The sequence below is a fragment of the Winogradskyella poriferorum genome, assembly GCF_050618035.1.
In the GTDB taxonomy this organism is placed as follows: domain Bacteria; phylum Bacteroidota; class Bacteroidia; order Flavobacteriales; family Flavobacteriaceae; genus Winogradskyella; species Winogradskyella poriferorum_A.
In genome coordinates, this window is the sequence record NZ_JBODPY010000001.1 from 607509 (window position 1) to 628256 (window position 20748).

Genomic DNA, 20748 nt, shown 5'->3' on the forward strand with positions numbered 1-20748 from the left:
ATAGCAATAATCAAGCCAATTATGCATTAGGATTCTTTGCACGAATATTTTTATAAAGTCTAAAGCCAAGCATTATTAAAATGGCCAAAACTACAATACCAATAACACCAAAAATCCAATTGATGGAACTTTTTAGAATCACTAAGAAAACAACAGCAAATAAAATAAAGGTAGCACCTTCATTCCAGATACGCATAAAGTTTGAAGTTATCTTAACCTCATCTTTTTGCAGTTGTTTGAAGTACAAATGTGTTTTATAATGATATATATAAAGTAAAAACACAAAGGCCAATTTAACAAGCATCCATCCTTGTTGAAACCAGCTAGGCATTAATACCATAAGCCAGATAGCAAATAAAGTTGCTAAAACAGCCGATGGCCATGTAATAATAAACCAAAGGCGTTTTGCCATAAGCTTAAGTTGTTTGCCTAGAATTTCCTTTTCTGGAGATGGCTTATGAAAGGCCTCTATTTGATAAACAAACAATCTGGGTATATAAAATAATCCCGCAAACCAAGTGATTACAAATATGAGATGTAATGACTTTATATAATTATAATACTCCATTGATTAATCTTCAACAAACAAATAATTAAGGTTTTTAGAATTAAAGGCTTCATTAAAGGCTTTAACCTCACTATTTAATAATGTATTAAATGTTTTTAACTGCGCCTCTATCTTACCAGTCAATTCATTCTTAACAGCAATATCTTGTTCTGTTGGTGCAAAATCACCCATTCTTACCAGAGAGTTTAAATGCCCTAATTTGTTGGTTAATCGAATTGGAAAATTTAATGGATCCTGGCCACTTCGATTCTTAGTTTGATATAAAGCCTTTTCAATTTCAGATAACTGTTCCTCCAAATTCTTAGCCTTATCAACCAAATCTTTCACATTATCATCACCCGAATATTGCTTTTGAAATGCGCTTAACTGCTTATTAATATTTCGGATTTTCTTTATGGATTTGTGGGCTTCGTCCATAGTTTTATTTACAGCTTTAATAAAATCGAATTGCTTTTGCATATCGGCCAAAGAACTTTCTGCTCTAGGGTCTGCAAAGATTTTAAAAGCCTGTTTCTGTGTTTCTCCATTAACATCTAAACTCACAGTATAATCACCAGGCACAGCTCTTGGACCATCTAAACTCGCCCACCAAAGGATCATACCCTTTAAACGCTCAGCACCATCATAGGTCATATTCCAAACAAATTGATTTGCCCCTTTCTTTACCTTTAGTTTATTCTTTTTGCTTTTATTAGAGTAGGTTTTTATTGTATCGCCTTTTGTGTCAAAATAAGTCAGTGAAACCTTATCATCATCTTTTAAATCCTTCAAATTAAAATACGTAATTACGCCATTAGGATGATTAGTTCCGGTTGTTTTACTTCCAGTTCTACTTCCACCTCTCATTCTATACGAATCTTTTGGTTTAAATAAATGATTCCCCTTAATATTAGTGTTATATAACTGATGAATAACTGAAAGATCATCAATCATCCAAAGGCTTCGCCCTTGAGTAGCGACAATTAAATTATTATCCTTAATGGTTAAATCTGTAATAGGAACAACTGGTAAATTGAGTTGAAATGGTTTCCAGTCTTTACCATCATTGAAGGATATGTACATTCCGGTTTCCGTACCAGCATAGAGTAATCCTTTTTGTTTAGGGTCCTCGCGTAATACTCTAGTGAAATGCTCTTCGTTTATACCATTAGTTATTTTCTTCCATGTTTTACCATAGTCAGTCGTTTTATATAAATAAGGTGCGAAATCACCTGTTTTATATTTAGTCCCAGCAACATAACAAGTCCCTTCATCAAAAGCACTTGGCTCAATACTATTTATCATCATCCATTCTGGCATTCCCTTAGGTGTTACATTATCCCAGGTTTTACCACCATCTTTTGTAACATGTACTAAACCATCATCACTTCCTACCCACAATAAACCTTCCTTTAATGGTGATTCTTGAGCCGCAAAAATGGTACAATAGTATTCAACCGAAGTATTGTCTTGTGTTATTGGACCACCTGAAGATTTTAGTTTTTCAGTATCATTTCGAGTTAAATCTGGACTAATAATATCCCAAGATTGCCCTTCATTCTCGGTGACATGTACATGCTGTGAAAATGTGTATAATCGATCGGGATTATGTTTTGAAAATATAATTGGGAAATTCCATTGAAAACGGTACTTCATCCCTTCTGCACCATGACCCATAGGGTTATCTGGCCACACATTAATAGCTCTAACAGTTCCTGTTTTGTGATTAACGCGTGTTAAAAATCCGTCATAACTACCACCATAGACAATATCATTGTCCTCAGGATCTACTGCAATGTGGGCAGATTCACCACCAGCTGTACTTTCCCAATCATCTTCGCTAATTGAGAAACCATCTGTTCTATGCGGAATTCTTATGGTTGAATTATCTTGTTGAGCAACATATATCCTATAAGGGAATGCGTTATCCGTTGTTACTCTATAGAATTGAGATGTGGGTTGATTGTGATAAGTACTCCAGGTTTCTGCACCATCATAAGTTACCTGTGCACCACCATCGTCTCCAATAATCATTCTATTAGGATCTTCTGGAGCAATCCATAGATCGTGATGGTCACCATGAGGCGCTCTGTAATTACCAAATGTGCGTCCTCCATCTGTACTCTTATGGTAACTCACATTTAAGACATAAACCGTATTTACATCTTTCGTGTCTGCATATACTCTGGTGTAATACCAAGCACGCTGTCTTAGTTTACGTTCACTATTAACTTGATTCCAAGATTCACCTCCATCATCACTTCTATATAAACCGCCCTTGTCTTTATTCTCAACTATAGCCCAAACACGCTGACTGTTTACTGGTGAAACACTAACACCAATAATCCCTAAAATACCTTCAGGAAATCCTTTATTAACTGAAATCTCAGTCCATGTTTCACCACTGTCTGTACTCTTCCAAAGTGCTGATCCTTCACCACCAGAACTTAAGCTATATGGTGTGCGTTGTACACGCCAAGTCGAAGCATATAATACCCTCGGATTAGTTGGATCTATTTGAAGATCTACAACTCCTGCATGGGCATTTGAAAACAATACCTTACGCCAAGTTTTTCCACCATCTGTACTCTTATAAACGCCACGATTATCTGTAGGCTTGTAAATATTTCCCATCACACCAGCATAAACAATATTATGGTCTGTTGGGTGTACTGCAATCCTTGGAATATGTCTCGATTTTTCTAGACCTGATTGCATCCAAGTTTTACCTGCATCAACACTTTTCCAAATACCATAGCCAGAGGATACATTTCCTCTAACCGTTTTCTCTCCACCACCTACATAAATTACATTGGGATCACTTTTTGAGACTGTTATTGAGCCAATACTGCCTCCAAAATAGCCATCTGATATATTTTCCCATTGTCTACCGCCATTTGTTGTTTTCCAAATGCCTCCACCTGCAGCACCAAAATAATAGAGGTTAGGCTGATTGGGCACTCCTGTTACTGCAGCGCTTCGTCCACCTCTAAAAGGTCCCACAAGTCGATACTCTAAAGCTTCATAATCTGATGCTTTGATATCTTGAGATTGAATGTTTAAGCTAAAAAATGATAAAAGTAAAACTGTGAAGAATGTTGAAATTTTCATTTTAAATAAGGTTAGTTATAAGAATCCTAAAATTAAGGATTTAATATGATTTTGCTTCCTTTGGCAATAAATTTAACTTCACTTCTTTATGTAAAAAATAGGCTGTTACTAGTGTTGCCAAAACATCTGATATTGGGAAAGCAATCCAAACTCCTAATTCGCCATAGAATTGTGGTAATATAAAAATAAGAGGAATAAAAAATAGCCCTTGTCGTAATAGTGTCAACAATAAAGCTGGCGTAGCTTTCCCTATGGCTTGAAAATACGCCGCACCAATAAGTTGAACAGCTATAATTGGAGTGGCTGCAAACACCCAACGCATAGCTGGAGGCGTTTCTCTTAATACAGTTTCATCTTGTGTAAAAAGACTTGTTATAGCTTCTGGAAATAGCATGAGAAAAACAAAAACAACACCTGCTAGAAGTGCACCATATTTAATAGCAGTCATAATGGTCTCTCTAACACGTTTGTAATTTTCAGCACCATAATTATATCCAGCTATTGGTAAGAACCCTTGGGTAATTCCGTAAACCGGGAATAAAGCGAACATTAACATACGACCCACAATAGCGTAAGCTGTAACCGATGTTTCACCTCCAAAATCAAATAATATATTATTTATTAGTAAGTAGGTTAAACTTACAATGGCTTGACGTGATAAGGTGACAAAACCAAGACTACCAATTTCTTTAACAATAGGTAGCTTTAATTTGTAAAAACAATCTGTAATTTTTAATTCTGAGTTTTTGGACAAGAAAAACCAAAGGATAAATGCTAGACATAAAAGATATGATCCTGTTGTTGCCCATGCTGCACCATGCATCCCAAAATCAAAAACACGAATTAAAAGATAATCCAATACTAAATTTCCAACTGAAGGAATCATCATAGCATACATGGCAAATTTTGGTTTGCCCTCTGCTCTAATCACAGTATTCCCCATCATACATAATGCTAAAAAGGGGATCCCATATAGCACGATGATATAATAAATCTTTGCTGGTTCAAAAATGGCACCTTTACCACCAAATGCAGGAATAATTGAATCCACAAAAAACAGTCCTGGAATTACTAAAGAAACGGTTAATAAGAGGGTCAGCGTAATTTGATTTCCAAATGTGGTGAGTGCCTTTGCTTTATTGTCTGCACCAAGCGCTCTTGATATGATAGAGGAACCTCCAATGCCAATAGCCATACCCAAGGCCGCAATAAAAAAGGAGACTGGGAGTACAACGTTTATAGCTGCAATTGCTACTGGCCCAATCCAGTTACCCACAAAAATGGTGTCAACCAGAATATTTAAAGACATCACCAAAATCCCGATGGATGCGGGTACAGCTTGTTTTATCAGTAATTTACCAATGGGCTGATTCCCTAAATCCTGAGAGGATACCTTTGCCATTAATAAACGGTAGTTTCAATATTAATCCACTCGTTCACCATATTAGAAATGACTTGAGCAAAATCATCGCGGTCATTTAAGCAAGGAATTACAGTAAATTGCTCTCCTCCTACTTCATGGAATATTTCCTCCCCTTCCATAGCGATTTCTTCTAAGGTTTCTAAACAATCACTAACAAAAGCAGGTGTAACTATTGCCATTTTTTTAATCCCTTCCTTACCCATTCTTTCAATGGTTCGATCGGTATAAGGTTTTAGCCATGGGTCAAATCCCAAACGTGATTGAAAAGTTGTAGAATAGGTTCCGTTTTTTAGACCTAATTTCTTAGCCACATTAACTGTTGTTATTTCACATTGATGACGATAGCAGAATGCGTGTTGAGGACTCCCCATTTTAAAACAACATTTCCCATTCATTTTACAGTTCCCTTTGCTAACATCGCTTTTTCTAATGTGACGCTCCGGAACACCGTGATAACTGAATAAAATATGCTCATAATCCAATCCTTCTAACCGTTCTGCGATACTCGTAGAAAGTGCATCAATATAATCTTGACGCTTATAGAATGCTGGCGTAGTTGTAATTTTTACTTGTGGAAAAAACTCTGAAACAAGTTCCTCTACCTTTACATCTATGGTTTCCGTAGTAGCCATAGCAAATTGCGGATAAAGTGGTATTGTTTTAATTTCTGTACATCCTTTATTTACTAATTCTTGAATGCCGTTTTTAATAGTCATGCTCCCATAGCGCATAGCTAAGGCAACAGGTACATCCAATAAATTTTGAACTTTTTCCTGAAGTCTTTCCGATAAGACAATTAGTGGTGAGCCTTCATCCCACCAAATTTTTTTGTATGCTTTTGCTGAAGCCTTTGGTCGTGTATTTAAAATTATCCCTTTTACCAGAAGCGTGCGTGCCCAAAGTGGTAAATCGATAACACGTTCGTCCATAAGAAACTCATCTAAGTATTTCTTAACATCTTTAGGATTTGGCGTATCTGGCGACCCAAGATTTACTAATAATATTCCTTTTCCCATATCAATTTTTTGCTCTGCAAAAATACGATACTAATAGCCAATAAAACGTGGCATTAATTGTATTTTAATATTGCAGGATAGTTTATTTCTTTAGGAACTAACACTCGTAATATAGCGTTTAGGTGTAGTTCCAAATTTCTTTTTAAAAGCCGCAATAAAATGGCTTGCCGTACTGTAGCCAACTTTAAGACCTACCTCATTTACGTTATGATCTCCTGTCTCTAAAAGTTTACGTGCCACTTCCATCTTATAATCAAACAAAAAACCATATACCGTATCTCCATATATTTGTTTAAAGCCTTCTTTTAGCTTCTTTAAACTCAATTCTACCTCACTGGCTAAGTCCTTTAAACTTGGTGGTTCTGCCATTCGAGCTACCACTATGTCCTTTGCTTTTTTAAGTTTAGCTACATTAACCTCATCTACTAAAAAAGGACATTGCTCAATATCGGCATCTTCACTTCTATTAAAATAAAGACTCAATAGCTCATAGACTTTTGCTTTAAAATATAATGACTTAACAGAGGTATTGAGATTATAACTTATCATCTGGTTTAAAACAACAGCCATAGAAGGGTTTATTCTACCATCTTTATAATACTTTTTATCTCTATTTTCAGTACTCAAAAATGTCACATAGTCGGCGTCTTTAGAAAAAAGACTGTGAAACTTATTAATAGACAGCACGGCGGATACCATCCAAGAATGTGGCTGTAACTCTACATGAATAGGTAAATCACGCTGTGGGTTATATAATAACAATGACGATTCTTCCGTAATATCTAGCTTGTAATTTCCTTGGTTAAAGACAAATACCGCCATGCCTTTGGTACAAAAATGAAACTGAATATAACTGCTATCAATTTTACGTTCTAAAACTTCAACATCGTCATTTTCATTCTTTCTAGAAAGGACAAAAAAACCATCTTCAATCCATGTTTCCTCAAAAGTTCCTTTAGCGACACTTTTTAAAGCTATTTTTTCTGATTTCATTTTGTTATTATTTAGAATCGTTCTAAACAAAGTGCTAAAAACCCCTTGTTATTACTGCAAAAATATGACAAATATCATTTTTTATTAAAAAAGAATCTTAAAAAACCAGAAACGACATTTAAAGTTCCTTCAGCGTTATTTTTTTGTTATTAACAAAATTATTTTTGCCTTGTTAATTTCCAAGTCAGGTAAACGAGCGAATGCAACACCATAAAAGCACACATTTTTATGCCATAGGCCTCAGCTATTTAAAAGCTGATGCCGAAGTACGTGGTCATTTTAGTCTAAGTGATACTGCAAGAACTAATTTGTTAGACCAGGCTAAAACTAATGGTGTTGAAAGTTTAGTGGTTATATCTACGTGTAACCGTACCGAACTTTATGGCTTTGCGGAACACCCATACCAACTTATTCACTTATTGTGTGAAAACACAAAAGGAACGGTAGAAGAATTTCAAGACGTAGCTTACGTTTATAAAAATAAAGAGGCTATTAGTCATATCTTTAGAGTTGGCTCAGGTTTAGACAGTCAAATACTTGGTGATTTTGAGATCATAAGCCAAATTAAATTTAGTGCACGACTTTCTAAGTCGAAAGGCTTATTAAATTCTTTTTCAGAACGTCTTATCAACTCAGTAATTCAGGCAAGTAAACGCATTAAAACTGAAACTGAATTATCATCTGGAGCAACATCAGTCTCTTTTGCATCTGTACAATACATTTTAAATAATGTCGAAAATATTTCAGATAAAAATATTCTACTTTTTGGTACGGGTAAAATAGGTCGTAATACTTGCGAGAACCTCGTTAAGCATTCTAAGAATTCTCACATAACACTCATAAACAGAACAAAAACTAAAGCTGAGGAAGTTGCTGGTAAGTTTAATCTAGTGGTTAAAGATTACGTAGATTTAGAATCTGAAATTAATAATTCGGATATCGTTATTGTTGCTACTGGTGCTCAAGAACCAACAGTATACAAGTCACTTATTTCAACTACAAAGCCCTTATTAATTTTAGATTTATCTATTCCGAAAAATGTGAGCGAAGATGTTATGGACTTGAGCAATGTAAGCCTGGTTCATATGGATGATTTGGCTAAAATTACCGATGATACCTTAGAAAAACGTCGCGCTTATATTCCTAATGCTGAAGCCATAATTGATGAAATTATGGGCGATTTTAACGCTTGGTTAGATACCTTAAAATTTGTACCTACAATTCAAGCAATTAAGCATAAACTAACAGATCTCAAAAACTCTGAATTAAACACACAACGTAAAAAAATTGCAGATTTTAATGAAGATCAGGCTGAGCTTATCACCAACAATATTATTCAAAAAATTACCAATCAATTTGCACATCACTTAAGAGAGGATAGTGCAACTTCTGATGAGAGCTTAGAGCTTATCAAGAAAATATTTCAGTTAGAAACTTCAGACAATGTCTAAAACAATACGAATTGGCACGCGTGACAGTGAACTGGCGTTGTGGCAGGCAAAAACTGTTCAGTCCCAACTAGAACAACTTGGGCATAAAACCGTTTTGGTTCCTATTAAATCTACTGGTGATATTGTTTTAGATAAACCGCTTTACGAGTTAGGGATCACAGGGATTTTTACAAAGACTCTCGATATCGCCATGTTAAATGAAGATATTGATATCGCTGTTCATTCTTTAAAGGATGTACCTACTCTTCTACCAAATGGTATTGTACAAGCGGCCGTTATAAAACGTGGTAATGTGAATGACACCTTGGTTTATAAGAATAATGAAGAATTTCTTTCTGCTAGAGATGCCGTTATAGCAACTGGAAGTCTAAGAAGAAGAGCGCAATGGCTTAATAGATATCCAACCCATACTGTAGTTGGATTACGTGGAAATGTCAACTCACGCCTAGAAAAGTTAGAACAGAATGATTGGAATGCAGCAATATTTGCAGCTGCAGGTATTGGTCGATTAAATATGAGGCCAGAAAATTCCATAAACTTAAGTTGGATGATTCCGGCACCTGCACAAGGCGCAGTTATGATTACAGCTTTAGAAAAAGATAAAGATATTCTCGATATCTGTACAGAAATTAATCATGAAGAAACAGAAATTTGTACCACTATTGAACGCAAATTCTTAAGACAGTTAGAAGGTGGTTGTACTGCTCCAATTGGCGCACTTGCTTTTATAAAAAATGAAGAAGTTAACTTTAAAGGTATTCTTCTAAGTAAGGATGGCACCAAAAAAATTGAGGTTTCAAAAATAGTTCTATTGGGTAACCATGAACGACTTGGAGAAGACTGTGCCGATTATATTATTAGTCGAGGTGGAAAAACCTTAATGGATCAGTTAAAACGAAACGACAAGAAGACTAATATATATTCTACAAAAACATTAACTGAAGATCAGTTACAACTTTTTCACAATGATGTAGTCGCTGATAGCAACGACGCCATTAAGATTAGCCTAAACAGATTACCTAAGTCGCACATAAAGGAGGAACTTAAGCATGTAATCATTACGAGTAAAAACGCAGTTGAGTCACTTCTTAATAACTATGGTAAGGAAGAACTAAAGTTCAAGCACATCTATTGTGTTGGTAGACGTACTCGAAGAATGATAAAAACACGAATTGGTGAGGTAAAGCATTATGAAGCTAACGCGAAAAAGCTTGCACAATATTTGGTTGAGAATATAAAAGGTGAAGCGGTCACTTATTTTTGCAGTGATTTGCGTTTAGATGATCTCCCTAATATCCTTGCCGAGAACAATATCACAGTAAACGAGGTTGAAGCTTACCAGACAAAATATGATTCTAAAAAAATAGAGGATACTGTAGACGGTATTATGTTTTACAGTCCTTCAACAGTGGAGAGTTTTCTTAAACAAAATAAGGCAAAAGGTATTGCCTTTTGTATTGGTGAAACCACAGGGAATATTGCGCGTCAGTATTTTGAAGATGTACGAATTGCAAAAGTACCAACGGTAGAAAGCGTTATAGAGTTGGTCAATGAACACTATGTATAAGTAGCTATGATAAAGAACGATTTATATCTAAGAGCATTAAAAGGTGAAACCGTAGAACGCCCTCCTGTGTGGATGATGCGTCAAGCTGGTCGTTATTTGCCAGAATTTATGGAAATTAAGGCTAAATATGACTTCTTTACACGATGTCGCACACCAGAATTGGCCAGTGAAATCACTGTACAGCCTATAAGACGCTATGGTATGGATGCTGCTATTTTGTTTAGTGATATTCTCGTTATTCCTCAAGCCATGAATATTGAGGTAGAAATGAAACCAAATTTTGGACCGTATCTACCTAATCCTGTGCGTAATCAAAAGGATGTTGATAATGTTATTGTTCCCGACGTAAATATTGAACTCAATTACGTAATGCAGGCCATTAAAGCCACAAAAGAACTTTTAAATGATGAGATTCCGTTAATTGGATTTGCAGGTTCTCCATGGACAATTCTTTGTTACTGTGTGCAAGGACAAGGCAGCAAAAACTTTGACAAAGCAAAGCAGTTTTGTTTTACAAATCCTGTAGCTGCACATCAACTTTTACAAAAAATTACAGATACGACCATAGCTTATCTTAAATCCAAAGTTGAAGCAGGCTGTAATGCGGTTCAGATTTTTGACTCTTGGGGAGGAATGTTGTCACCAGTGGATTATCAAGAGTTTTCTTGGCAATATATAAATCAGATTATAGAAGCCTTAAAAGATGATGCGCCTGTAATTGCATTTGGTAAGGGTTGCTGGTTTGCACTTGGTGAAATGGCAAAATCCAATGCTTCAGCCTTGGGTATTGATTGGACATGCTCTGCTAGAAACGCGCGTTATTTAACTGGTGGTAATATCACCTTACAAGGAAATTTTGACCCAACGCGACTTTTCTCGCCACCTGCAGAAATTAAGAAAATGGTTCATCAAATGATTCATGAGTTTGGGAAAGACAAGTACATCGTTAATTTAGGGCATGGTATCTTACCAAACATTCCTTTAGACAATGCAAAGGCATTCATAGATGCAGTAAAAGAATATAATGCTTAAAAATATTTTCATAGGAATTGAAGCCTATTCAGGTTCATTCGCCTTAATTTCTAAATTGAAATTATGGAAATACTTCGTTATTCCTATGGCTATAAGTGTAATTACGGCTCTAATTATTGGTTTGTCTGCCTATGGATTATCGGATAATATTGGACGATTTATTTCTGGAGTTTGGCCTTGGGAATTTGGTAAAGAAACTTTTACGGCCATCTCCACATTTATTGGTGCCATTGTAATAATTGCTATTGGACTAATCTTATATAAGCATATTATCATGGCACTGTCTGCGCCTTTTATGAGTCCTGTTTCAGAAAAAATTGAGGCGTATCTTACGGGTTCTGCATTACATCAACATCGAAAATCTACGTTTCAACAACAGTTATGGAGAGGTATAAGAATTAATATGAGAAACCTTGCAAAAGAACTACTCATTACTATTCCTATTCTGATTTTAAAATTTATACCACTGGTTAATATTTTTTCAACAGCCTTGTTGTTTTTGGTGCAAGCCTATTATGCAGGTTTTGGGAATATGGATTATACTCTTGAGCGCCATTTTAATTACAAGGAAAGTGTCAACTTTGTGAGAAAAAATAGAGGTGTTGCTATTGGAAACGGTATTGTTTTCATCCTTTTATTATTAGTTCCCGTTGTTGGTATAATCTTAGTTTTACCATTAAGTGTTACAGCGGCTTCATCAAAAACGGTCTTGCTATTAAATAAGAATGAAGGTGCGGGCAACTCTATAAATAAGGTGTCATGATAGCACAGTTGGAAGGTTTTGAAATCAGCCCAGTGCATGGAGGCGACGCTTGGAAAATTTGTAATTTTTGTGTTGCAAATGCTGACCGTCTTAAACGATTTTTTCCTAAAACTTTAGAACAAAATCTTACACCTACTTTATCTCAGATATTTGTAGAGAAAAAAGTAAAACAGTTTCAAAACAAAGAAGAGTTTTTGTTTACTCTAAAAGAAACTGAGACTCGAAACTTGGCAGGATTAATCTACCTTAAAGAACTCAACTGGGATAGTATGCAAGGCGAATATGCCTATTGTGTAGGTTATACTTATAAAGGTAATGGTCTAATCACAAAGGCTATAAATACATTAAATGACTATGCACTAAATACACTTCATCTTAAAACTATTCAGATTATTGCCCATAAGAGTAACAAAGCAAGTATAAGTGTAGCTTTAAATAATGACTTTACTTGGGTGAAGACCATAAAGCAAGGATTTACACCAAATGGTGAAGAACCTTTAGATATGGAATTATATGAACTTTATAATACATAGAAATTGAAGGATAAGTTTTTTAATTACATACACGAATTACAAGACACCATTACTTCTAAATTAGAAGCAATTGATGGTAAAGCCATGTTTCAGCAAGATATTTGGAAACGCCCTGAAGGTGGTGGTGGTAGAACTAGAGTAATTGAAAACGGAAATGTTTTTGAGAAAGGTGGTGTAAACATCTCTGGAGTGCATGGTAAATTACCAGAGAGTATGCAAGCCTATTTTGGTGTTGAAGATGCTGATTTTTTTGCTTGTGGTTTGAGTTTGGTGCTACATCCTAAAAATCCAATGGTACCGACAGTACACGCCAATTGGCGCTATTTTGAAATGTACGACCAAGACGGCAACATTGTAGATCAATGGTTTGGAGGTGGACAAGACCTAACACCATACTATCTTTTTGAAGAGGACGCGAAACACTTTCATCAAGTGTGCAAAAGTGCTTGTGACAAACATCATTCGGAATTCTACCAAAAATACAAGGAACGTTGCGACAATTATTTTTACAATACACACCGAAATGAGGCTCGTGGCATTGGTGGATTATTCTTTGATTATTGTAAAAAATCTGAGCGCATGAGTATGGAGGACTGGTATAACTTTGTAACAGAAGTTGGTGACAGTTTCCTTAACGCATATGTACCCATTGTTGAAAAACGAAAAGATTTAACCTATACTCAAGAACAACGCGATTGGCAAGAAATAAGACGAGGACGCTATGTAGAATTTAATCTTGTGCATGACAAAGGGACTTTATTCGGACTTAAAACCAATGGAAGGATAGAAAGTATCCTAATGAGTCTACCACCACATGTACAATGGGTTTATGATCATCATCCTGAAAAAGGAAGTGAGGAAGAAAAATTAATTAAAGTATTACAACAACCTAAAAACTGGATATAATATGTTTCCGATTAGAAGAAATAGACGTTTAAGGACTAACGAGGTTATAAGAGGTTTAGTGAGAGAAACTATCATAACACCAAATGACTTTTTAGTTCCCCTTTTTGTTGTTGAAGGCCATAATATAAAAGAAGAAATAGCTTCAATGCCCAACTATTATCGTTATAGTTTAGATCTTTTAAAAGAGGAGGTAAAGTTACTTTGGAGTCTCGGTTTAAAGTCTGTGTTGCTTTTTGTGAAAGTTGAGGATGACTTAAAAGATAACAAAGGCACAGAAGCACTTAATCCAAATGGTCTAATGCAACGCGCTATTAAAACTGTTAAAGAAGTATGTCCGGATATGTTGGTAATGACCGATGTTGCACTAGATCCATTTTCTTCATATGGTCACGATGGTATTATTGAAAATGGAAAAATAATAAATGATGCTACAGTTGAGGTGTTGGCAGAAATGAGTATTTCTCATGCTGAAGCAGGAGCCAATTTTGTTGCTCCAAGTGACATGATGGATGGACGTATTCTCGGCATAAGAGAAGCTTTAGATCAGTCTAATTTCTTAGACACCGGAATTATGAGTTATAGTGCTAAGTATGCTTCGGCATTTTATGGGCCTTTTAGAGATGCTCTCGATTCCGCACCAGTGGATCTACAAAATGTTCCAAAAGACAAAAAGACCTATCAAATGGATTTTGCCAACCGTGAAGAAGCTATTCGTGAAACTGAAATGGATATTAATGAAGGTGCTGATGTTGTTATGGTAAAACCAGGACTATCCTATTTAGATATTGTACGAGATATTAGGAATAGTTTTGATATTCCAATTGCAGTTTATCAAGTTTCCGGCGAATATGCGATGCTTAAAGCTGCATCTGAAAAAGGTTGGTTAGATCATGATGCTGTAATGCTAGAACAAATCACATCCATTAAACGTGCAGGAGCTGATATTATAGCGAGTTATTTTGCAAAGGATGTAGTCAAGTTATTGTCATAATGGCTATCTTTTGAGGTAATTTGAAAAAAGACATTCCTCATATTGTATTTCAATCCGCTGAAAAAGAGAACTTTGGATTTGATGTTGTTTCCATAGACTTCATAAGACAACAAAAAGGATTTGACCACAATCCCGAGCAACCTCATCAATTAAAATTCTATAATCTGATTTTTTTTACTGAAGGAGAAGGCAAGCATTTTATTGATTTTAATTGGTATCCCATTAAGGAAAACACACTCATTTACCTCACCAAAGATCAAGTTAATGCATTCGATTTTTCCACTAATTTTAAAGGGTATTGCATACTATTTACTGAAGATTACTTTGCTAAGAGTTTCTCACATCTTCCGAATGATTTTGTTTTCAGACTCTTTAATCCGCAACTGTTTTCTCCTATACTTCAAATTCCTAGACAATCAGATTTTAATAGTTACTTCGATTTATTACAAAGTGAGTTTAAGAAGCGTTCAATTTTTAATCAAAAGTCCATATTAGAATCACTTTTCGTCATATTAGTCTCAAAGGCTGAGTACTATAAACAACATCAAACCTTTCATATTAAAACTTCATCTAAAATTCAGTTATTTCAGAATTTTACAAGACTGTTAGAAAATAATTTTAATAAAACTCGTAGTGCTAATTTCTATGCTACTGAATTGGGTGTTACCTACAAACACCTTAATACAATTTCTAAAGCCTTAGTTAATAAAACTGCAAAAACTGTAATTGACGACTACGTGATTTTACAGGCAAAACGAAGCCTAACTAATTCATCAATTAAAAGCACACAACTTGCTTATAAACTTGGCTTCGAAGACGCTACTAACTTCACCAAGTTTTTTAAGAAAAATACAGGTTTAACCCCAAAATCATTTAAAAACGCCAATAAATAGAAATATAGGTTCGTTTTTAACCATTTTAATTCAGATTTTCATCTTTAATTAATTTGTCCTTCTCTTCATCTTTGTACAACACAAAATCATCATTATGAAGAACATATTAACACTCGTTACTCTGGCATTTTTATTATGCGCATGTAACACAACTCAAAAATCAAACAAAGAAGAAACACAAAAAACATCTATGGAAACAAAAACACAACATTCAAATAAGGACAAAGCAACTGCAGTTTTAGAAAGCTTAGAAACTGGAGATCAAACAGCAATTACTTATATAAATCCCAAAAAATACATACAGCATAATCTTGCTGTCGCAGATGGTTTAGCTGGTTTTGGAGAGGTTATGCAACATGCACCTGAAGGTGGCTTTAAGGCCAAGGTTGTACGCTCTTTTCAGGACGGAGACTATACATTTTCACATACTATTTATGACTTCTTTGGACCTAAAGTTGGATTTGACATATTTAGATTTGAAGACGGTAAAATTGTTGAGCATTGGGATAACCTTGCCGAATTAACACAGCCAAATCCAAGTGGTCATTCTCAGACTGATGGAGAGACAAAAATCACAGACTTAGACAAAACTGAAGCAAACAAAGACCTCGTAAATAATTTCTTAAATACCGTTTTGGTTAATGGAGAATTTGATAAAATGGCAAACTATTTTGATGGCGACAATTATATTCAACATAATTCTATGATTGGTGATGGCCTATCAGGTCTTGGTAAAGCACTAGAAGATATGGCTAAAAATGGTGTGACAATGGTCTATGATAAAGTGCATATTGTTCTAGGGGAAGGAAATTTTGTGCTTGCCGTTAGCGAAGGAAAATTTGCTGGCGCTAATACGTCTTTTTATGATCTTTTTAGAATTGAAAATGGCAAAATAGCAGAGCACTGGGATATTATTGAAAGTATTCTACCAAAAGCAGAACACAAAAATAGCAACGGTAAATTCAATTTCTAGACAATGAAAAAATTCATTTTAATTATAATTGGAATTACAGTGTTAAGTTGTCATCAAAATACTGAAACTACCGATTCTTATGTAATTGAAGTTACATCCTTTCACTATAAACCGTCTGTTAATTCCGATAAATTTTGGGAGGAAGACTCCAAGATTCAAGATTTATATACCAGTAAACAACCTGGTTATATAAGTAGAGAAAGTGGATACTCAAAAGACACAAACGAAGTTGTTGTTGTCGTAAGATGGCAAACTATGAACGATGCAGAAGCCTCAATGGCAAAGTTTATGAGTGATAATTCAGTAGCATCTTATGTCAACATGATTGAAGGGTCTACAATGAAAATGAGCAGATATTTAAAACAATAAATTAACCCTTAAAGATTAACAAATAAGCCTGATACGTAATCAGGCTTTATTATTTGTAATGGTTAAAAAATCAATATCGTTATCCTGTATTAAAGAATTTACAATTATCCCTTTTTATAATAATTCCTTTAAAACAGCTTTTCGTAAATTAGCAATAACTAAATTACAATACCTTAATGGGCTTACTTATTTTTTACGCTATAATTTCAATCTTCTTTTCGTTTTTATGCTCCATTTTAGAAGCTGTTTTGTTAAGTATCACACCTACTTTTATTAACGTAAAAAAGAAAGAAGGAAAAGCCTACGCTGAATCTTTAGAGAATCTTAAGAAAGATGTAGATCGACCACTAATCGCAATACTTACTTTAAATACTATTGCCCATACTGTAGGTGCTATACTAGTTGGTGTGCAAGCCAAAGTCGCTTATGCTGAACTATATGGAACAACAAAACGTTCAGTCCTTGGTATTGATTTTACAGAAGATGTTATGGTTGGACTTGTTTCTACGGTGATGACCATACTAATTCTTGTTGCTTCCGAGATTATTCCTAAAACTATTGGTGCTACTTTTTGGAAACAATTAGCGAATTTTACCTCAAAAGCACTTAATGTGTTAATATTTCCATTAAAGTGGACCGGAATACTATGGTTACTTCAATTAACCACTAAATTAATTGGTGGAAAGGGTCATGGCAGTGTTTTAAGCAGAGAAGGATTTGTAGCCATGGCTGATATTGCTCAAGAAGAAGGCGTCTTTGAAGAGAGCGAAAGTACAGTCATTAAGAACTTAATAACCTTTAAAGAAGTTCAAGCTAAAGATGTGATGACACCGAGAACGGTCATGAAAACTGAAAATGAAAGTACATCTATCGAAGCATTCTTTGAAGTGAATCAAAATATTAGGTTCTCTCGTATTCCAGTCTTTACGGAAGAAGCAGATAATATAACTGGACTAGTTCTTAAAGACGAGGTTTTTAGGGAAATGGCATTAGGTAATGGCTCTAAGCCTTTATCAGAATTAAAGCGAAACATTATCATCGTAAATCGCAGTATGCCCATTCCAAAACTTTTTGAACAGCTTGTAGAGAGTCGCAACCATATGGCACTTGTAGTTGACGAATATGGCTCAGTAAGTGGTTTGGTAACCATGGAGGATGTTATCGAAACCTTATTAGGACTTGAAATTATGGATGAAAGTGATAATGTCTCTGATCTTCAATTATTAGCGAGAAAAAGTTGGGAAACAAGAGCTAAACGTCTTGGTTTGATTGAGAATGAAAACCCAGAAAACTAATGCCAACCTGTGTCATCGAAACGCCTATTGGGTATGCTGAAATTACAGGAGACCAAAATGGTATTGATTCAATAAAAGTTTTAGATTCAACTAAAACCATAACTGAAAACGTGCCTTCTGAGCTTGTAGATTGTGCTATGCAACTTAAAGCCTATTTCAATAACGAAATAAAACAGTTCGATTTAACTTTAAATCCTAAAGGCACTGAATTTCAGAAATCAGTTTGGAAAGAACTACAAAATATTCCTTACGGTAAAACCATATCTTATCTGGAGCTTTCAAAGAAATTAGGTGACCCAAAAGCCATTAGAGCTGTGGCCAGTGCCAATGGTAAAAACCCACTTTGGATAATTATTCCATGCCATAGAGTAATCGGTTCTGATGGTAGCCTTACTGGTTATGCAGGTGGACTGTCAAGAAAACAATGGTTATTAAACCACGAAAGCGAATACAAACAACAAAGTTTATTCTAATGTATAAGTCTGGAACCGAAATATTAAAAAAATACTTTAAAGTATCTACCATATACAAATACGGGTTCAATTGGTCTCCAATGTACAGGAGAACAACTGGGAAAATTGTTGAGGTAAGTGATGATTTACTTTATATTAAGATAAAACTAAAGCTTAGCTGGAAAAACCGAAACTATGCAGGAAGCATGTTTGGCGGAAGCATGTTAGCCGCGACAGACCCTATATACATGATTCAGCTTTTACAAATTCTTGGCAATGATTACATTATATGGGATAAATCTGTTGAGGCCACCTACAAAAGACCAGGTAAAGGTAAGATCTATGGAGAATTTGTTTTTACAAAAGAAGAAATTGAATCTATCAAGAAAAAAATTAGCAATGAAAATGAAATGGATATTGTAAAATCAATGAATCTCGTTGATGAAAAAGACAATATTGTTGCTACCTTTAACAAAACACTATACATTGCAAATAAGGCCTTTTATAAATCAAAGGTTAAAAATCGCAAGAAAAAACACTAAGCTTTATTGAAAAATGAAACTATTAAAAAAGACATTACGCTTTATTGTTATACTATTGGCATTAGTAATAGGCCTGCTCTATATTACTGATACAGATTATCTCTTAAAAGCCGTTAGAACCATTTATATGAAAGGCCACACTACGGCTTATCTAGAAGACTACAAGTATTTTGATAACCAAATCGTAGAAGCAAGTGAGAACCCTGAGCCATGGCCTAATCACATAAACTATAATAAAACACAACAGACAGATAAGCTAAAACAAGCGCATAAAGATTGGGGCACTATTGCTTATGTAATTATTAAAAACGACAGTATTTGGTTTGAAGCGTATTATGATGGTTTTAATGAAGATTCAAAATCAAATTCCTTCTCTATGGCCAAGAGTTATGTTTCTGGTTTAATGGGTAAGGCTATTGAAGAAGGATATATAAAAAGCTTAGAGCAACCTGTATGTGATTTTCTACCTGCATTTTGTGAAGGAGAAGCCTTAAAAATGACTGTTGGAGACCTATCTAGTATGGCCTCTGGCACAAATTGGGATGAAGCCTATTATTCGCCTTTTTCTATCACAACAAGAGCGTATTTTGATGATGATCTTGCAAAGGTTTCCAATGGATTGAAAATGGCCACAGAACCTGGTAAGGCATTTAAATATGCAAGTGGTGATACACAAATGCTTGCTATGGTTATTGAAAAAGCAACAGGTAAAAAATTATATGATTATTTAGAAGAAAGTTTCTGGAAACCACTAGGCAGTGAAAACGATGTGTTATGGCAAGTTGATAGTGAAGACCATGACCTAGTAAAAGCATATTGCTGTATTGCTGGTAACGCGAAGGATTTTGCGAGATATGGTAAATTGTTTAAAGACCATGGCAAGTGGAATGGGAAACAAGTTCTTGATTCTAGTTTTGTTGTAAAGTCTATAAAACCAAGATTTCCTGAAAGTCCAGAATACGGTTACGGATGGTGGTTAAAGGATGTCAATGGCAAAAACTTTAAGATGATGCGCGGTCATCTCGGGCAGTACGTTATAATCCAACCCGAAGATAATGTAATCATTGTACGTCTAGGACATCAAAAATCGCCTGATGCTGGCATTGGTAAATTCACTAATGATATTACATTATATATCGAAGAGGCATACAAAATGCTTGGTTTATGATCAGCAGACTAGATCTCGAAAATATATTGTTTTTAGATATCGAAACTGTTCCTGAAACGGAAAAGTTCGATGAACTCAACGACACAAAACAACACCTATGGGAAGCCAAATCCCAATATCAGAGAAAAGATGAATTTACAGCAGAGGAATTTTATGATCGTGCTGGTATATGGGCAGAGTTTGGTAAAATAATCTGCATCTCGGTTGGTTATTTTAAACTTAATGGTGAAGAGCGGTCCTTTAGAGTGACCTCATTTTATGGTGATGAAATTAGAATATTAAAAGACTTTAAGAATCTTATAATTTCACATTTTAGTCAAAATAAGCATTTGCTTTGCGCGCACAATGGTAAAGAATTTGATTTTCCATATATCGCGCGACGCATGATAATTCACAATATAGAATTACCCTATAAACTCAATCTTTTTGGTAAAAAACCTTGGGAAGTTCCGCATTTAGACACTTTAGAGTTGTGGAAGTTTGGAGATTATAAAACCTATACCTCTCTAAAACTTTTAACCCATGTTTTGGGAATTCCGTCTCCTAAGGATGATATTGATGGTAGTGAGGTATATCGTGTTTATTATGAAGAAAAAAATATAGATCGTATAATCAACTATTGTGAAAAGGATACCGTTGCCGTGGCCCAGATTTTTCTCCGATTAAGAGGTGATGAATTACTTCATGAAAATGAAATAAAGCATATATAAAAAAAAGCCCAGA

The 20748-nt window shown here is 35.0% G+C and carries 20 protein-coding genes; 15 read left to right on the forward strand and 5 right to left on the reverse strand.

Features of this window, described 5'->3' with window-relative positions; genetic code table 11:
- Positions 1–19: 19 nt before the first annotated feature.
- The 5 genes from ACRHOC_RS02655 to ACRHOC_RS02675 form a co-directional block, all read right to left on the reverse strand.
- Positions 20–568 (reverse strand): CopD family protein, encoded by a 549-nt coding sequence (locus ACRHOC_RS02655; RefSeq protein WP_431156967.1) that lies wholly within the window; start codon positions 566–568, stop codon positions 20–22.
- A 3-nt stretch (positions 569–571) separates the two neighbouring features.
- The gene (locus tag ACRHOC_RS02660) at positions 572–3658 is read right to left on the reverse strand and encodes a VPS10 domain-containing protein (protein ID WP_431156968.1); all 3087 of its coding nucleotides are present in this window, start codon (positions 3656–3658) and stop codon (positions 572–574) included.
- Between the two features lie 40 nt (positions 3659–3698).
- Complete coding sequence (locus ACRHOC_RS02665; RefSeq protein ID WP_431156969.1) at positions 3699–5060, reverse strand: MATE family efflux transporter; 1362 nt, start codon at positions 5058–5060, stop codon at positions 3699–3701.
- Positions 5060–6097 (reverse strand): ferrochelatase, encoded by a 1038-nt coding sequence (gene hemH / locus ACRHOC_RS02670; protein WP_431156970.1) that lies wholly within the window; start codon positions 6095–6097, stop codon positions 5060–5062. Before hemH ends, ACRHOC_RS02665 begins: the two co-directional genes overlap by 1 nt.
- Positions 6098–6187: 90 nt before the next feature.
- A complete protein-coding gene (locus tag ACRHOC_RS02675) occupies positions 6188–7090 on the reverse strand; it encodes a helix-turn-helix transcriptional regulator (protein ID WP_431156971.1) in 903 nt (300 codons plus the stop codon).
- A gap of 200 nt (positions 7091–7290) precedes the next feature.
- On the opposite strand from ACRHOC_RS02675, the gene hemA reads away from it, so the two are divergent.
- The 15 genes from hemA (at position 7291) to ACRHOC_RS02750 (ending at position 20735) form a co-directional block, all read left to right on the forward strand.
- Positions 7291–8541 carry a glutamyl-tRNA reductase gene (hemA, locus tag ACRHOC_RS02680; RefSeq protein ID WP_431156972.1) on the forward strand — a complete coding sequence of 417 codons (1251 nt, stop codon included), beginning with the start codon at positions 7291–7293 and terminating at the stop codon, positions 8539–8541.
- Positions 8534–10108, forward strand: a complete 1575-nt coding sequence (gene hemC, locus ACRHOC_RS02685; protein ID WP_431156973.1) for a hydroxymethylbilane synthase — start codon at positions 8534–8536, stop codon at positions 10106–10108. Before hemA ends, hemC begins: the two co-directional genes overlap by 8 nt.
- Before the next feature lie 6 nt (positions 10109–10114).
- The gene (gene hemE / locus ACRHOC_RS02690; protein ID WP_431156974.1) at positions 10115–11140 is read left to right on the forward strand and encodes a uroporphyrinogen decarboxylase; all 1026 of its coding nucleotides are present in this window, start codon (positions 10115–10117) and stop codon (positions 11138–11140) included.
- Entirely contained in the window at positions 11133–11903 is a 771-nt protein-coding gene (locus tag ACRHOC_RS02695; protein ID WP_431156975.1) for an EI24 domain-containing protein, read from the forward strand. Before hemE ends, ACRHOC_RS02695 begins: the two co-directional genes overlap by 8 nt.
- Positions 11900–12436 (forward strand): GNAT family N-acetyltransferase, encoded by a 537-nt coding sequence (locus ACRHOC_RS02700; protein WP_431156976.1) that lies wholly within the window; start codon positions 11900–11902, stop codon positions 12434–12436. Before ACRHOC_RS02695 ends, ACRHOC_RS02700 begins: the two co-directional genes overlap by 4 nt.
- A gap of 3 nt (positions 12437–12439) precedes the next feature.
- A complete protein-coding gene (hemF, locus tag ACRHOC_RS02705; RefSeq protein ID WP_431156977.1) occupies positions 12440–13342 on the forward strand; it encodes an oxygen-dependent coproporphyrinogen oxidase in 903 nt (300 codons plus the stop codon).
- Position 13343: 1 nt separating this feature from the next.
- Positions 13344–14333 (forward strand): porphobilinogen synthase, encoded by a 990-nt coding sequence (gene hemB / locus ACRHOC_RS02710; RefSeq protein ID WP_431156979.1) that lies wholly within the window; start codon positions 13344–13346, stop codon positions 14331–14333.
- Between the two features lie 20 nt (positions 14334–14353).
- Positions 14354–15226 carry an AraC family transcriptional regulator gene (locus tag ACRHOC_RS02715; protein WP_431156980.1) on the forward strand — a complete coding sequence of 291 codons (873 nt, stop codon included), beginning with the start codon at positions 14354–14356 and terminating at the stop codon, positions 15224–15226.
- Positions 15227–15320: 94 nt separating this feature from the next.
- Entirely contained in the window at positions 15321–16199 is an 879-nt protein-coding gene (locus tag ACRHOC_RS02720; protein ID WP_431156981.1) for a nuclear transport factor 2 family protein, read from the forward strand.
- A 3-nt stretch (positions 16200–16202) separates the two neighbouring features.
- Positions 16203–16568 (forward strand): hypothetical protein, encoded by a 366-nt coding sequence (locus ACRHOC_RS02725; RefSeq protein ID WP_431156982.1) that lies wholly within the window; start codon positions 16203–16205, stop codon positions 16566–16568.
- Between the two features lie 176 nt (positions 16569–16744).
- Positions 16745–17863 carry a CNNM domain-containing protein gene (locus ACRHOC_RS02730; RefSeq protein WP_431156983.1) on the forward strand — a complete coding sequence of 373 codons (1119 nt, stop codon included), beginning with the start codon at positions 16745–16747 and terminating at the stop codon, positions 17861–17863.
- Positions 17863–18336: a methylated-DNA--[protein]-cysteine S-methyltransferase gene (locus tag ACRHOC_RS02735; RefSeq protein ID WP_431156984.1), complete on the forward strand. Its 474-nt coding sequence runs from the start codon at positions 17863–17865 to the stop codon at positions 18334–18336. Before ACRHOC_RS02730 ends, ACRHOC_RS02735 begins: the two co-directional genes overlap by 1 nt.
- Positions 18336–18857, forward strand: coding sequence for a PaaI family thioesterase (locus ACRHOC_RS02740; RefSeq protein WP_431156986.1), 522 nt, complete (start codon positions 18336–18338; stop codon positions 18855–18857). Before ACRHOC_RS02735 ends, ACRHOC_RS02740 begins: the two co-directional genes overlap by 1 nt.
- 13 nt (positions 18858–18870) lie before the next feature.
- Positions 18871–20025 carry a serine hydrolase domain-containing protein gene (locus ACRHOC_RS02745; RefSeq protein ID WP_431156987.1) on the forward strand — a complete coding sequence of 385 codons (1155 nt, stop codon included), beginning with the start codon at positions 18871–18873 and terminating at the stop codon, positions 20023–20025.
- Complete coding sequence (locus ACRHOC_RS02750) at positions 20022–20735, forward strand: 3'-5' exonuclease (RefSeq protein WP_431156988.1); 714 nt, start codon at positions 20022–20024, stop codon at positions 20733–20735. Before ACRHOC_RS02745 ends, ACRHOC_RS02750 begins: the two co-directional genes overlap by 4 nt.
- The last annotated feature ends 13 nt before the right edge of the window (positions 20736–20748 follow it).